This window comes from Geobacillus sp. 47C-IIb (assembly GCF_014679705.1).
In the GTDB taxonomy this organism is placed as follows: Bacteria; Bacillota; Bacilli; order Bacillales; family Anoxybacillaceae; genus Geobacillus; species Geobacillus thermodenitrificans.
Genome location: NZ_CP061473.1, coordinates 2,723,776 through 2,738,744, shown reverse-complemented (window position 1 = coordinate 2,738,744; position 14,969 = coordinate 2,723,776). Strand labels below are relative to the sequence as shown.

15 protein-coding genes are annotated in these 14,969 nt (G+C 51.7%); 2 read left to right on the top strand and 13 right to left on the bottom strand.

The features are described from left to right. Positions 1–66 precede the first annotated feature (66 nt). From IC804_RS13815 to IC804_RS13790, 6 genes are read right to left on the bottom strand one after another with little or no spacing between them, the layout of a single operon-like run. A complete protein-coding gene (locus IC804_RS13815; protein ID WP_081157046.1) occupies positions 67–795 on the bottom strand; it encodes a YwiC-like family protein in 729 nt (242 codons plus the stop codon). 5 nt (positions 796–800) lie between these two features. Further along, positions 801–1,031 (bottom strand): molybdopterin converting factor subunit 1, encoded by a 231-nt coding sequence (moaD, locus tag IC804_RS13810; protein ID WP_008879004.1) that lies wholly within the window; start codon positions 1,029–1,031, stop codon positions 801–803. Then, on the bottom strand, positions 1,028–1,495 hold the full coding sequence (locus IC804_RS13805; protein ID WP_081157044.1) for a molybdenum cofactor biosynthesis protein MoaE: 468 nt from the start codon (positions 1,493–1,495) through the stop codon (positions 1,028–1,030). The genes moaD and IC804_RS13805 overlap by 4 nt, the downstream gene beginning before the upstream one ends. After that, the gene (gene mobB, locus IC804_RS13800; protein ID WP_081157031.1) at positions 1,492–1,992 is read right to left on the bottom strand and encodes a molybdopterin-guanine dinucleotide biosynthesis protein B; all 501 of its coding nucleotides are present in this window, start codon (positions 1,990–1,992) and stop codon (positions 1,492–1,494) included. Before mobB ends, IC804_RS13805 begins: the two co-directional genes overlap by 4 nt. Continuing rightward, on the bottom strand, positions 1,989–3,248 hold the full coding sequence (gene glp / locus IC804_RS13795; protein ID WP_081157029.1) for a molybdopterin molybdotransferase MoeA: 1,260 nt from the start codon (positions 3,246–3,248) through the stop codon (positions 1,989–1,991). The genes mobB and glp overlap by 4 nt, the downstream gene beginning before the upstream one ends. Positions 3,249–3,297: 49 nt before the next feature. After that, positions 3,298–4,254 carry a methyl-accepting chemotaxis protein gene (locus tag IC804_RS13790; RefSeq protein WP_081157027.1) on the bottom strand — a complete coding sequence of 319 codons (957 nt, stop codon included), beginning with the start codon at positions 4,252–4,254 and terminating at the stop codon, positions 3,298–3,300. A 288-nt stretch (positions 4,255–4,542) separates the two neighbouring features. Between IC804_RS13790 and ric the strand changes: the two genes are divergently transcribed. Beyond that, complete coding sequence (gene ric, locus IC804_RS13785; RefSeq protein ID WP_081157025.1) at positions 4,543–5,250, top strand: iron-sulfur cluster repair di-iron protein; 708 nt, start codon at positions 4,543–4,545, stop codon at positions 5,248–5,250. 101 nt (positions 5,251–5,351) lie between these two features. On the opposite strand, the gene moaA is transcribed toward ric, so the two are convergent. Further along, positions 5,352–6,377, bottom strand: coding sequence for a GTP 3',8-cyclase MoaA (gene moaA, locus IC804_RS13780; RefSeq protein ID WP_008879010.1), 1,026 nt, complete (start codon positions 6,375–6,377; stop codon positions 5,352–5,354). A 54-nt stretch (positions 6,378–6,431) separates the two neighbouring features. Then, positions 6,432–7,094, bottom strand: a complete 663-nt coding sequence (gene modB / locus IC804_RS13775) for a molybdate ABC transporter permease subunit (RefSeq protein WP_011886923.1) — start codon at positions 7,092–7,094, stop codon at positions 6,432–6,434. Between the two features lie 223 nt (positions 7,095–7,317). Between modB and IC804_RS13770 the strand changes: the two genes are divergently transcribed. Beyond that, positions 7,318–8,028, top strand: coding sequence for a Crp/Fnr family transcriptional regulator (locus IC804_RS13770; protein ID WP_008879012.1), 711 nt, complete (start codon positions 7,318–7,320; stop codon positions 8,026–8,028). Between the two features lie 67 nt (positions 8,029–8,095). On the opposite strand, the gene narI is transcribed toward IC804_RS13770, so the two are convergent. From narI to IC804_RS13745, 5 genes are read right to left on the bottom strand one after another with little or no spacing between them, the layout of a single operon-like run. Continuing rightward, positions 8,096–8,788 (bottom strand): respiratory nitrate reductase subunit gamma, encoded by a 693-nt coding sequence (gene narI / locus IC804_RS13765; protein WP_011886921.1) that lies wholly within the window; start codon positions 8,786–8,788, stop codon positions 8,096–8,098. Next, complete coding sequence (gene narJ, locus IC804_RS13760; RefSeq protein ID WP_011886920.1) at positions 8,785–9,345, bottom strand: nitrate reductase molybdenum cofactor assembly chaperone; 561 nt, start codon at positions 9,343–9,345, stop codon at positions 8,785–8,787. Before narJ ends, narI begins: the two co-directional genes overlap by 4 nt. Continuing rightward, entirely contained in the window at positions 9,320–10,852 is a 1,533-nt protein-coding gene (narH, locus tag IC804_RS13755; RefSeq protein WP_081157023.1) for a nitrate reductase subunit beta, read from the bottom strand. Before narH ends, narJ begins: the two co-directional genes overlap by 26 nt. After that, complete coding sequence (locus IC804_RS13750; RefSeq protein ID WP_011886918.1) at positions 10,842–14,525, bottom strand: nitrate reductase subunit alpha; 3,684 nt, start codon at positions 14,523–14,525, stop codon at positions 10,842–10,844. The genes narH and IC804_RS13750 overlap by 11 nt, the downstream gene beginning before the upstream one ends. A 31-nt stretch (positions 14,526–14,556) precedes the next feature. Beyond that, positions 14,557–14,964: a hypothetical protein gene (locus IC804_RS13745; protein ID WP_011886917.1), complete on the bottom strand. Its 408-nt coding sequence runs from the start codon at positions 14,962–14,964 to the stop codon at positions 14,557–14,559. Positions 14,965–14,969 lie beyond the last annotated feature (5 nt).

Here is a 14,969-nt window from a genome sequence, read left to right as displayed (position 1 = left end):
TTGCGTCTCTTAACGAAAAGAAAAACCTCCAAATGGTCGTTGCTGTCTCTCATTTGGGGAGCTCACTCAAGAATAGAGAACGATCATCGCGATGAAAAAGTATGCCGCGTTGGCGATTTCCAAGATTCCTAGTTTCATGATCGGCAGCGCTTTGCCGTATAAGTATACAGCACGGACGACGCTCGGCGCGTAAGCCAAAACGGCAAACGTCTCGCCGGTGGCGATCAAACCGGCAACCAACAAGGCGTGATAGCCCCATGACAGCCATTTGTACCGCTCGTTTTTCTTTTCACGAATCATCGTTTTGACATAGAACGTGCTGCCGATGAAAAAGAGGAAGGAAAACACAGCCAATTCGAACGCTTCTAACGTCAACTCCCCACGCCCAACATAAAAGGCACCTAGGCCACCGATACAAAACGCCCCGATGGCCGCGACATCATTCCAGAAAGCGCGTTCGTTCTTTTTCCGGCTATAATAGGTGTTTACTAGGAAAAACGGGATCATCGCCAATCCGAAGAAAACAAGGGCCGGCCGTTGCCAAAGGGAAACGGCAAGCGCCGGCGCCGCGATGGCGCCATAGCGGATGGCAGCGGGTACGTACGGCTCTTTTCGTTTCGTTTTGACTGCCATCAACAGCGGGTATGTCGCCAAATAGAGCGCAAGCCAAGCAATAAACAACGGCACGTGAATCCACGAAACCCCACCGGCGTAGGCGCCGAGCCAAAACGGGATGATGAGCATCGCCCAAGCGCCATGCTGTTTTGGCATCACCCATTTGCTTTTGTTCGCCATCGCTCTCACCCCCCGCTCACTGGTGGAATAAAGGCAACTGTGTCGCCCGTTTGAAGCGGTGCATCATCGTGCGCATACTCCTCATTGACCGCTGTCATGACACGCTCAAGCGATAAGCTGTAACGCGCTTCCACTTCTTCTTTCAGCTTCCCTACCGTTTCTGGGACGTGCGGCCATGTTACTTGCCGCTCGCCCACTTGTTCACCCAAATGGGCAAAAAACAAGAGACGGATCATGGTTCATTCACCTCCGGTTTTCCGGACGGATATGCTTTTGTTTCCAGTTGATCGCCAATCCATGCGCTGCCATCTTCCCATTGTTCTTTTTTCCAAATCGGCACAATTTGTTTGATCCGTTCGATGGCGTAGCGGTTCGCTTCATACGCTTCCGCACGATGCGGCGAGGAAACCGCGATGACGACGGCGATGTCGCCGATCTCGAGGCGTCCGATCCGGTGGGTAATCGCTGTTTTTGCTCCCGGCCATTTTTCCGCGATTTCCGCCCCGATTTGCGCCAGCATTTTCTCTGCCATCGACACGTACGCTTCATATTGTAAAAAGAGCGTCCGCTTGCCGTTCGTCCATTCGCGCACCGTGCCGGCAAACACAGCAACTGCTCCCGCTTCCGGACGCATCACTTTTTTCATCACAGCCTCGACCGAAATCGGCTCGGACGTGATGGAAAATAACGATTCGGTCATGTCCGCATTCTCACCTCATTCATTAACCATGGGATATATCGGGCATCATCAGCCATCGAAAACACCGGGTGCGGCAACGGTCGAGAAAGAGGTTCCCAAGCGATGACGGCGCGGATGTTAGCGAGGTGCTGAAGCGATGCCCAATCTTCCTCGGAGCGCACAAGCACCACTTTCGGATGCGGCGCCTGCTTATATCCTTCGACCAGCACGAGGTCCAGCCGAAGCGGAGCATAAAGCGCCAAAACATCATCCAACCGCCACAACGGTCGGCGGAGGTGCAGCTGCAACAGCCCGTCCCCTTCCACCGCTGTCGCCACCGCCCCAGCCCGCTCATGACGGACGGAATCGACGCCTTCCGGCCGTGCAGGCTCGCCGCCATGGCCATGATGCTTCACCGTCCCGACGCGCCATCCTTCCCGGACAGCGGCCGCCACCCATTTTTCGACGAGCGTTGTCTTGCCCGTATGTTTATAGCCGACAACTTGCCAGACATTCATTCGCTCGATCCCTCGTCATCATCGAGCAGCCATACGTCCACTTCGTCATCCTTAGCGAACCCTCTCGTCCCGCCTGGCAGCACCATCAAGGCGTTGGCCGCCGCGAGCGAGGTGACGATGTTCGACTTATCCATGCCGACCGGTTTGACGATGAGTCGCCCATCGATCGCTTCGACGCGGCTGCGCACGAAGCGGGTGAACGGATTCGGCTTTGGAAAATCGGCGCCAAGCGTCGCTTTCACTTTCTTCAAATACGGCTTGGTAGAAAACAAGCGCGTCCGCACGACCGGGCGGACAAACAGTTCATAGCCGACATAGCATGCCGATGGGTTGCCAGATAGCCCAAACAGCAGCTTGCCATTCCACTCGGCGACGGTCGTCACGCTTCCCGGGCGCATGGCGATTTTGTTAAACAAAACGTTCGCCTGAAGCCGCTCGTAAATGGCGGGCAAATAGTCGTAATCGCCGACCGAGACGCCCCCGGTCGTAATGAGCATGTCCACTTGGTCGAGCGCCTCGCGCACGGCGTGAAAGCATGCGTCAAGGTCATCGGCCAGCTGGCCAAAATAGATCAGCTCAGCGCCGCTTTTTAGTGCCTGTGCCTCAATCATGTAGGCGTTGCTGTTACGGATTTTCCCTGGAACGAGCGGTTCAGAGACATCAAGCAGCTCGCTGCCGGTCGCAAACAATCCGATCCGCGGTTTTTTCGCCACCTTCACTTCGGCATAGCCGAACGTCGCCAACAGCGCCGCCACTCCCGGATTGATGCGCGTTCCTTTTTTGACAAGCGGCGTCCCTTTTTTTGCGTCCTCCCCTTGAAACGAGATGTTGTCTCTTGGGCGGAACGGGCGCTTAATCGACATATACGTTTTTCCATCCCGTTCATACTGTTTGGTCAGCTCCAACATGACGACCGCATCGCATCCATTCGGAATTTGTGCCCCAGTCATTAGACGCACCGCTTGAAACGGACCGACCGTCTTGGTGGCGACTTGTCCGGCGCCGATTGCCTCAATCACCTCAAACTCTACTGGATGGTTCAGCCCCGCCTCTTGCGAATCAGCGGCGCGAATGGCAAATCCGTCATACGGGGAGCGGTCAAACGGTGGCACGTCATGGTCGGCGCACAAATCTTCCGCCAAATAGCGGCCATACGACTGCCGAAGCGGCACCGTTTCCTCTTCCCCCACCCCGGCATAGCACATCACCCGATTGATCGCTTCCGCTACGGGAATCGGGGTTCGTCTTTCGACCATGTCTCTCTCTCCTTTCGATCCTACGGCTGGCGGCAACGATATCATTCTTTTAACGTTGTTGCCATTGTTGCAGCTGTTTGATGCCTTCTGCCAACTTTTCATCAACGACACTCGCATCGGCAATATGTCGCAAAATCATCTCCCGCGTTTCGCTGAACAAAGAGGCCGATTGTTCGAGCTCTTGCATCACTTCATCCGCATAGCGGTATTGTTCTTGAATATAGTTTAGCACGTCCTTGGCCCGATTTTCGACTTGATCGATCAGCTCCCTCATCGCCGACCATTTGCGAGCTGTATGGATGCTCATTTGGACAACCGTTTCGATCAGAGACGAAATAGCTTCCGTCTGCTCTAGCGACCGCTCAATTTCCTGCTGCACGGCATCGGTTAACTGATGAATCGTTTCCGTGCTGTCCGCCGTATGCTCAGCCAACTTTCTCACTTCAGCAGCGACGACGGAAAACCCTTTTCCATGCTCCCCGGCACGGGCGGCTTCGATCGAGGCATTTAATGCAATCAAATTTGTCTGTCCAGCGATTTCTTTAATCACTTTCACAATTTGTTCAATCTCTTGCGAACGGCCGCGCAACCGATACATTGCGGCCGACGTCGCCTCCATCTCGCTGCCGAGCTGCCCCATCGCCTTCTCCATTTCCCCTGACATGCGGATGCCTTCTTTTGCTGCCGCGACCATCTGGCCAGCTGTCTCCGCCAATGAGTTTCCTTGTTCGCACAGACGGTCGGAGATCGCGTATGATGACTTGCTGAGCATACTGACATTATCGACTTTTTCTTTCGTTCGGTCAACGAGTCGGCCTAATTCATGATGTTGTCCGTTGACCACCTCATGTTGATGAACGATTTCCTGCAACTCCCCGAGCAAGCCGGCCACCGTCTCGTGAATCGATTCCTTCTGTCTAGTGAGCTGGTCTTTCATCTCGGCGATTTGCTGCTCTAGTTTTGCTTTTTCCTCCTCCCACTGCCGTCCTTTCACCAACGGCCACATACCCGTCTCCCCTTTTTCTGTTTATGGAACTCATTCTTTTGTCAAAATGTTGTATGTTACCTACTGAGCATGTATTCTTTCGATTATGAAGCGGACACTTCCTTCCATAAGCAGTCAGCAAAAGTCCGCTTTTCTTTATTGTACGATAAAGAAGAAGAAGGCTGTTGTGATGTTTATCACACGCATCACTGTCCACTTTTTTTCGTATATGTGAGATCCATCACAACACCTTAGCGGCAAACACGTTATGCTGAAACTGTAACGATTTGATCAATGGAGGGATCCGAAATGGAACAGCGTTTTACCGAACAATCGTTGATTGGTGATATTGTTACGCAATTTCCGAAAGCAGCCGACTTATTTAAAGCACGACGCATTGATTTTTGCTGCGGCGGACAGCGCCCGTTAAAAGAAGCCATTGAAGAGCGCGGACTTGATGGCGAAGCGCTCCTTCGCGAGCTGAACGCCCTTTATGCAGAGGCACAAAACAAGCCGACTGGAAACTGGAGCGAAGCGCCGCTGACCGACTTGGTCGATCATATCGTCAGCACACACCACCGCTATTTGAACGAAGAACTGCCGCAGCTCAGCCCATATGTCACAAAAGTATTGCGCGTACACGGCATGCACCACCCGCACCTTTCTCGCGTGCATAAACTGTTCCATGAGTTAAAAATGGAGCTTGAGCAACACTTGATTAAAGAAGAAACAGGAGCTTTTCCGCTCATTTTACAATTTGCCGACAACCCATCGCCGGAAAACCGAGAGGCGGTCGAGCGGGCCGTTCGCGAACTCGTCAATGAACATGACGCGGCCGGCGATTTGATCAAAGAAATTCGCGAAATCACAAACGACTTCACCCCGCCGGAAGACGCGTGCGGCACATATCGGCTCGTTTACAGCCGACTCGCGGCACTCGAAGAAGATTTGTTTACCCACATCCATTTAGAAAACAACGTCCTCTTCCCACGCGTGTTGGCAGCGGTGAAGGCGTAAGCAAGCCAAACCATTCCCCCATTTCTAAGGTAAAGGCAGGCGCGTCGAGCGATAAAAAGCAGGGCTGCTTCTTCGATGGAAAGAGCAGCCCCGCTTCTTTGTTACCCCCCAATATACGACATTTCAATTTTCACCCGTTGTTTCGCCGTTTCTTCCGTCCGTTCTTCTGAATAGCGGTCTGTCCGCTGGTTCCAAACCGCGGTGATTAACGACTTCAGTTCCTCTTTCGTTGCCCCAGCGCGCAGTTTGTCTTTCAACGACACGCCTTTCGAGGCAAACAAACACGTATACAGCTTCCCGTCTGCAGAAATGCGCGCTCTTGTGCAGCTTCGACAAAACGTTTCCGTCACTGAGGCGATGAAACCGACTTCCACCTCCGTGCCGACGTAGCGGTAGCGGCTCGCCACCTCGCCGAAATACGCTTTTTCGATCGGTTCGAGCGGATGCATGGCGTTGATTTGCTCATACATCTCTTTTTTCGTCACGACATGGGAGTAATCCCAGCCGTTGGTCGTGCCGACGTCCATAAATTCAATCAAGCGGAGCGGAATGCCTAAGTCTTTAAAATACGACGCCATCGGCACGATTTGCGAGTCGTTCCACCCTTTTTTGACGACCATGTTCACTTTGACGCCGAGTCCCGCCGCCCGGGCGGCTTCAATGCCTTTTAACACAGGAGCGACGCCGACGCCGATGCCGTTCATTTTGCGGAAAATATCATCATCTAACGCATCCAAGCTGACGTTGACGCGCTTCAACCCGGCTTCTTTCAACCGCTGCGCCCATTTCACTAAATGAACACCGTTGGTCGTCAAGCCGATATCGCGCAGGCCGGGAATCGCAGACAGCCGGGCAACAAGCGCGTCCAAATCGCGCCTTAAGAGCGGTTCGCCCCCTGTCAGGCGGATTTTTTCGACGCCAAGCTCAACAAAACATTCCGATAGAAGCGCCATTTCCTCGACCGTCAACAGCTCGCCTTCCGCCAAAAAGCGAAAATTCGGCCCGAACACCTCAGCCGGCATGCAATAGATGCAGCGAAAGTTACATTGGTCGATCACCGATAACCGCAAATCGCGAAGCGGGCGAGACAGGCGATCCATGACGTCCGTCCGGTTGCGCTCGCTCATCGCGCTCCCTCCTTTCTGTTTCGTTCGCCGCACGATGTTGTCAGGCGGCTTTTTTTATTCCCGTAAACGACCAAGTTTCGTCGCAAAGACCAATAAACTAAATGACAATCCAATCGTGACCGCTACCCATGCCCATGCTAACTCCATCCTTCCCGATTCCATGGCCATGTAGACGGCAGTCGGGATCGTTTGCGTTTTTCCCGGAATATTGCCAGCAAACATGAGCGTTGCGCCAAACTCCCCAAGGCTGCGTGCAAACGACAGCACCGCCCCGGATAATAACGCGTGTCTGGCAAGCGGCAGCGAAATATGCCAAAAGACTTGGCGCTCATTCGCCCCATCGATGCGCGCCGCCCCTTCAATGGTTGGATCGACCGCTTCAAGCCCGGTTTTGGCCGCCTGATACATGAGCGGGAATGACACAACCACGGCGGCCATCACCGCCGCGCCGGGCGTAAACAGTATAGTGGTGTGAAACGACGATTCTATCCATTGGCCAATGGGGCTATGTCGGCCAAACAAGACGACGAGCAAAAAACCGACGACCGACGGCGGCAGCACCAACGGCAGCATAAATACCGTCTCCACCACTGTCTTGCCGCGAAACCGACGGCGCGCCATCCATCTCGCTGCCGCTGTCCCTAAGACCGCGACAATCAAGCCGGCGAGAAGCGATACTTTTATCGATAACCAAACTGGTGACCAAAACGCTGTCATGAATCAACCTCTCTTTGCCACATCCCCATCTACTATACGGAAACAAGCAGACAAACGCTGTGACACTACTCACAATGATTGTATCATAGGAGTGGGAAAATCCGGTTTAGAAAAATTTGTGACAACCTGCACAAAAAAAGTGGCAAAGGGTGATTTTTTTCACTCTGTCTCTGCTGTGATTTTTTTTACAATAGAATTAGCCGAACAAATGGAGGTGTCAATCATGGAACGGCAAAGCCGCACAGCGGCGAACCGCGATTTTTCCCTCTTGCGCTCATGGCTGCAATCGTCGAAAAAAGTGATCCCGCTTCGCAAACATTCGTTTTTATTTCAAGAAGGGATGCCCGCCAATGAGCTGTATTTGATTCTGTCCGGCAAGGTGCAAGTAAGCAAAATTTGTCCGGACGGAAAAGAAATGTGTTTCCGCATTTGTGGAAGCGGGGAAATTGTCGGCGAACTGACGCTGTTTACGGACGATCCACGTTATTTATTGACCGCCAAAGTGATTGAACCGGGTGAAGCAGCGGTAATGAATAAAAATGAATTAGAAGAGCAGTTGCTGATCAATCCCACCCTTACCCTTGAATATATGCGCTGGATCAGCAAGCATGCCCGACGGACGCAAACAAAGTTTCGTGACTTGATTATGAACGGCAAAAAAGGGGCGCTCTATTCAACACTTATTCGCTTATGCAACAGTTATGGCGTCCCGCTTGAAGACGGAAGCATCTTCATTGATTTAACGTTAAAAAACCAAGACTTGGCCAACTTTTGCGGCACGACGCGTGAAAGCGTCAATCGGATGCTCAATGCATTAAAGCAAGACGGAATTATTTCGATGAAGCGAGGGAAAATTACTGTTCACGACTTGAACTATTTAAAAACGGAAATCCAATGTGAAGACTGCCCGCCAGACATTTGTTGCATTGAATAAAATGAACAAAACTTAGAGGGCTGTCCTAAAAGAGTTACCCCCCTTTATGGACAGCCCTGCTTTTTCCCTAAATTTTTTTCGCCCGCATCCGGCGATAGACGACGTAATGCCGGTTTAAATATGTCAGCGGGATACTCCACACATGCACGAGACGGGTAAACGGCCAAATGCCAAATAACAGCAAGGCGGAGAGAATATGAATTTGAAATCCAATCGGCGCATCACTGACAAGCTGCGGCAGCGGCCGAAACGTTAAAAGACCGCGAAACCAAGGGCCAATCGTATCTCGATAATCGAACGTTCCCCCGGTCGCTGTATATCCGACCGTATTTGTAAACCCTGTCAAAATGACAATCGTTAGGAGCAGCAATACAACGAGATCGCTTTTGCTGCTATGGCGGAGAAGGCGGCGAACGCTAAACCGGCGCCATAAAAGCAATACTACCCCAATTACAGTCGCAACCCCGGCAGCGCCGCCAAACCAGACCGCCCCAAAATGATACATCTCCTCGGTAATCCCGATTGATTCATAAAACGTCTTCGGCACTAAAATGCCGGCGACATGGCCGAAAAACACAAAGAGAATGCCCCAGTGAAAAAGAACGCTTCCCCAACGCAACCGTCGTTTCTCAAGAAACTCACTTGACTTGGCCGACCAGCCAAATTGATCAGTATTGTAACGGTAAATGTGGCCAGCGACAAATAACGTCAACATGATATACGGATAGATCACCCAAAGAAACTGATCAAGCAGTGTCATGTGGCCTCCTCCGCTCTCATTGGAATATCCACCCCTCTTGTTTCCTCAAAGAAAGCAGCCATGCCGGCAAGGCAGCCGTCCAAAACAAAGAAATACGGGTGGTCGACCTCCTGCAACCTGTCCGCCAGCCCCTTGATGGCTTTCTGGTGGGCGAGAAGGACGTTTTTCGCATCGTTGACTGGGGCGACAGCGGCAAACTCAAGCATGAGCGGCAAATAATCTGGCAGCTCATCCCCTGTCAGTTCCAAACCAGCGCGCCGAAATGCTTCTTTTAGTTTTAACAGCGCTTGGCCGCGCTCTTTTTGATCGCCAAACAAGTAGTACGTGATATACATCGTCGTTCGATCGCTCAAATCAAACGTTCTCACATAGAGCTCACATAGCTCGTCAATCTCTTTTGTTTTCGCGTAGTCAAGAAACTGTAAAAACCGTTTGCGAGCGGTATGGTTGGCGAGCTGAGAAATTTCATAAAACAGCCGGTCGTCTTCGAGCCATTCTCGTTCCGGATATTGCAACAAAATGGAAGCAAGCTTAAATAGTTTCTGATGCTCTTCCATCCTCATCCCCCCAATAAAATTGGTAAAAACTTTCCGCATCATATCCAGAGCAGCCGGAACAAGACTCCATAAACGCATAGCCCGCTGTCCCTTGACTGTAAAACGCATTGCCGGCTTTCTCCCAATGGGAAGATGGAATGACATAGCGGTCGGAATATTTCGCGACAGCCGAAAGCTTATACATTTCCTTGACCGTATGTTCATCCATTCCGACTTTCTCGAGAATACTCCGGTCCGGTTCTTTTCCTAAGTTCACCGCCCGCATATAGCTGCGCATGGCCACCATTTTTTTCAACACCGTGCGGATGACCTCAGTGTCGCCGGCAGCCAACAAATTAGCCAAATACTCAATCGGGATGCGCATTTGGTCAATCGCCGGGAAAATCACATGCGGATGAATGTCGTCCAGTCCACCGTCAAACGCCCCCATGATCGGGCTGAGCGGTGGAATATACCAAACCATCGGCAACGTCCGGTATTCCGGATGAAGCGGGAGCGCGATCTTTTGCTCGACGGCAAGCTTATAAACCGGTGAGCGTTGCGCTGCTTCAATCCAATCGTCCGTATACCCCGCTTCACGTGCCGCTTCAATCACGTCCGGATCATACGGATTTAAAAAGATGCGCAAATGGGCGTGGTACAGCTCCTTTTCATCTTGGACCGAAGCGGCCGCCTCAACTTGATCCAAATCGTAAAACACAATGCCGATGTAACGGAGACGGCCGACGCACGTTTCTGAACAAACCGTCGGCAATCCTGCTTCAATACGCGGAAAACAAAATGTACATTTCTCTGCCTTATGCGTTTTCCAATTAAAGTACACTTTTTTATATGGACAGCCGGTCACACAAAACCGCCAACTCCGGCACGCATCATGATCAACGAGCACAATGCCGTCCTCATCTCGCTTATAAATCGCCCCTGATGGACAAGAAGAGACGCAAGGCGGGTTTAAACAATGTTCGCAAATGCGCGGCAAATACATCATAAATGTTTGTTCGAACTCAAATTTCACTTTCTCTTCAATGCCTCTTACGTTCGGGTCGCGTTTTCCTGTTTCATATACCCCGGCCAAGTCGTCTTCCCAGTTCGGCCCCCACGTGATGTCCATGTATTCGCCAGTCAGCTGCGACTTAGGCCGGGCGACAGGCTGGTGCTCCCCTTCCGGGCGGTTGATCAGCTGTTCATAATCGTATGTCCAAGGCTCATAGTAATCGTCGATCACCGTCATATCGGGGTTGTAAAAAATGTTTAACAGTTTATTCACCCGGCCGCCAGCGCGTAGCTCGAGCTTCCCGTCTTTGAGCACCCAGCCTCCTTTATGCGCATCTTGGTTTTCCCATTCTTTCGGATAGCCGATGCCCGGTTTCGTTTCCACGTTGTTCCACCACATATATTCCGCCCCGGGACGATTCGTCCATGTATTGTTGCATGTAATGCTACACGTGTGGCAACCGATGCACTTGTCCAAATTCATGACCATCCCAAACTGCGCTCTAACTCTCAAGCCAATCCACTTCCCTTTTTTCAAGTTTGCGGATCATCACTTGCTCGTCCCGCTGGTTTCCTGTCGGCCCATAATAATTGAAGCCGTAGCTTAATTGCGCATAGCCTCCAATCATTTGCGTCGGTTTAACATGGATGCGGGTCGGACTGTTAAATGTGCCGCCGCGCAGTTTGCTAATTGGCGAGCCGGGCACGTTAATATGGCGTTCCTGCACGTGATACATAAACGCGACTCCACGCGGCAGGCGATGGCTGACGACTGCCCGGGCGATGACCACCCCATTGCGGTTGTACATTTCAATCCAGTCGTTGTCAGCAATGCCGGCTTCTGCGGCATCTTCTTTGTTCATCCAGACAGTCGGCCCGCCGCGGAACATCGTCAACATCGGCAGCGTATCCCAATATGTGCTGTGGTACGACCATTTAAAGTGCGGCGTCAAATAACGAAGTGTGATTTCTTTGCCACTGACACGCGGACGCCGGTCATGGTCGTAAAAAGCAAGCTTTCGAAGCGGCGCTTTAAACGTCGGCAATTCTTCCCCAAACTCAAACATAATTTCATGGTCTAAGTAGAAATGCTGCCTACCTGTCAACGTCCGCCAAGGAATCAATCGTTCGACGTTCGTCGTAAACGGAGAGTAGCGACGATTTCCGGTTTCGCTTCCGCTAAAGACAGGGGTCGTCAACACTTGCCGCGGTTGAGCAGTGATAGCCTGAAAGGTAATATGTTCCTCGGCTCGTTCAACGACTAAATCTTTTAACGGCTGCATCGTCTTTTTCTCCATTTCTCCCCACGCTTTGAGGGCCAAGGAACCGTTCGTTGTGCTTGAAAGAGCCAAAATGGCTTCTGCGGCATCCCGGTCTGTCAACAAACTCGGACAGTCTTGATACGGGCCTTCTAGCGCTGAAGAACCGAGCGTATCAAGCAGCCATTTGTATTCTTCCTTGGCATCCCAACTGAGCCCTTTCGCCCCGATTTGTTCACGGACGATCGGGCCAAGCGCCACAAACTTGTTGTATATTTCCTTATAATCCCGCTCTACAATATGCAGGCGCGGAAAATTCACTCCCGGAACCGGCTCTGTCGTTCCATCTTTCCAATCGTTTACCACCCCAAACGGCTGCGCGATCTCATCGCGTGTATCATGCAACAGCGGGGTAGCGACGACATCTGACACCGGCTTCGAAAAATAGTGGGCTGCCAGCTCAGAAAATGTTTTGGCCAAGCCTTTAAAAAAGTCCCAATCCGATTTTGCTTCCCACGGTGGGGCAATGGTGGGATTGAACGGATGGACAAACGGGTGCATATCCGTGCTGCTGACATCATATTTCTCATACCACGTCGCCGCTGGAAGAACGATGTCCGAATATAGCCCGGTTCCGGCCATACGGAAATCAATGTTGACCATTAAATCCAGTTTGCCTTCCGGCGCGTTCTCATCCCAAACGATCTCGCTCGTTTTCAGGTCATCATTTTGTTCGCTTAAATTGGCATGATGGGTTCCGAGCAAATGTTTCAAAAAGTATTCGTGTCCTTTTGCTGAACTGCCGATGAGGTTTCCGCGCCAGACAAACATCACGCGTGGAAAATTGACCGGATCGGACGGATTTTCAATGGCAAACTTGATGTTTCCTTTTTTAATTTGCTCAACGACATACTGAACAGCTTCTTCATTCGTCTTCGCATTTGCCTGTTCCACTAGCGCAATACTATTGGCATTAAACTGCGGATAAGATGGAAGCCAGCCTAGCCGGGCAGCCAAATAGTTGTAATCACCACCATGTTCGTAACGCGGCTTGTCGACGAGCGGGGAGACGTGTTCATCCATGCTTTGATCTTCATACTTCCACTGTTCGGTGACAAAGTAGAAAAACGACGTCCCGTTTTGCAGTCGCGGCGGGCCTCCCCAGTCGCGAGCCATGGCAATCGTCTGCCAACCCTCGAGCGGGCGTACTTTTTCTTGGCCGACATAATGAGCCCAACCGCCCCCGTTGACTCCTTGTGATCCGGTTAACAAGACAAGGTTTAAAATCGCCCGGTAGATGGTATCGGAGTGATACCAATGATTAATGCCGGATCCCATGACGATCATGGAACGGCCTTTTGAATCGAGAGCGTTTTGGGCAAACTCGCGGGCGATTTGCGCCGCCGTCTTTCGATCAATGCCAGTAATCGCTTCCTGCCATGCCGGCGTGTATGGCTTCATGTCATCGTAGTCAGTCGGATAATCACCAGGCAGCCCACGGTTGACGCCCATTTTGGCAAGCAATAAGTCAAATACTGTCGTGACGTACACCGTCTCTCCGTTTTGCTCGATCGCTTTGACCGGCACCCCTCGTTCGAGCACTGTTTTGTTTCCTGCTTCAAAGTGTGGAAACTGCACGATGACAGTATCGTCTTGCTGGCCAAGGAACGTTAAAGCCGGCTGAATTCCCATTCGTTTATTGTCTATATCGTTTAGTTGCAAATTCCAGTTCCCGTTGTTCTCCCAACGATGGCCAATCGTCCCATTAGGAACAGCAAACGTCTGTGATTGCTCATCCCAAACGATCGTTTTCCACTCTGCATACTGAAGCGGCATGCCAAGATCGCTCGCCCGCAAAAAGCGACCGGCCGCATAACGATCCCCGTGCTTTTTCAGCATGACTAAAAACGGCAAATCGGTGTACTTTTTAACATAGTCAGTAAAATAATCAGCCGATTGATTGACATAAAACTCTTTCAAAATCACATGGGTCATCGCCATCGCCAGCGCTCCGTCCATCCCCGGCTGCACCGGCAGCCAGTTATCGGCGAACTTCACAAATTCGGCATAGTCAGGGCTAATAGCGACGACTTTTGTCCCCCGGTAGCGCACCTCAACGTAAAAATGGGCATCTGGGGTGCGTGTTTGCGGCAAGTTGGATCCCCAGACAATCATGTAGCTCGAGTTAAACCAGTCCGAACTTTCCGGGACGTCCGTCTGTTCCCCCCATATTTGCGGAGAAGCCGGCGGCAAATCGGCATACCAGTCATAAAAACTGAGCAATGCTCCGCCGATCAAATTCAAAAACCGCGCCCCGGCCGCGTAGCTGACCATCGACATCGCCGGAATCGGTGAAAACCCGAAAATGCGATCCGGCCCGTATTTTTGAATCGTATAAATAAGCGATGCGGCGATCATCGTATAAACATCATCCCATTTCGCCCGTACGAATCCTCCTTTTCCACGGGCGCGTTTGTACCGTTTCGCTTTTTCCGGGTCCTCGACAATCGACTTCCACGCAGCCACAGGGTCTCCTTCTTGTTGCAGCGCTTCTTTCCAAAGCCTCAACAGCGCCCCGCGCACATACGGATAGCGGACGCGAAGCGGACTGTATATATACCAGGAAAAACTCGCTCCCCTCGGACAGCCGCGCGGCTCATATTCCGGCATATCGGGTCCTGTTGTCGGATAGTCGGTTTGCTGCGTTTCCCATGCGATAATGCCGTCTTTTACATGCACTTTCCAACTGCATGAGCCTGTGCAGTTGACCCCATGGGTTGTGCGAACCACTTTATCATGCTGCCAGCGGCGGCGGTATGTTTTCTCTGCGTCCCGTCCGTATGGCGACAACTCGGCATGGCTAGCGATTTTTTCCGACCGCCCGAAGTATTTCAGTTTGCGCAAAAGCGGGGCAGGTTTTTCGTTCATTTTGGTTTACCTCTCCTTTCTTTCCCTTGAACTAAAAGAGCAATGCCTCTTCATCAGCGCTATGGATGCGGTTAATGTGAAGCAATGCGTGAAAGCGGGTCAACACCTCGCGGTCAATCTGTTCTGACAACCGCTGCCTAATTTCAGCAATCAACGTTCTCATCATGTCATGGTCACGTTTGAGCTGCGCGATCGTTTCGGACAACTCCTTTCTCTCCTCTGCTTTTTCGCGGTAAAAGCCCTCTTCTTCCGCTTCAGCGTGGGCGATGATCCGTTTCTCCCAATGCTCCGCAAGGGCATCAGCCACTTCAGCCGCATGCTCGTAACGCCCATCCGTATACAACGTTTCCAGCAATTCGGTCAGACGCTTCGCTTCGACAAAGGCGCCATGATGAATAGAACGGTGCGCTTCCAATTTCCGTAGTGACGGCCCACTCATTTCAT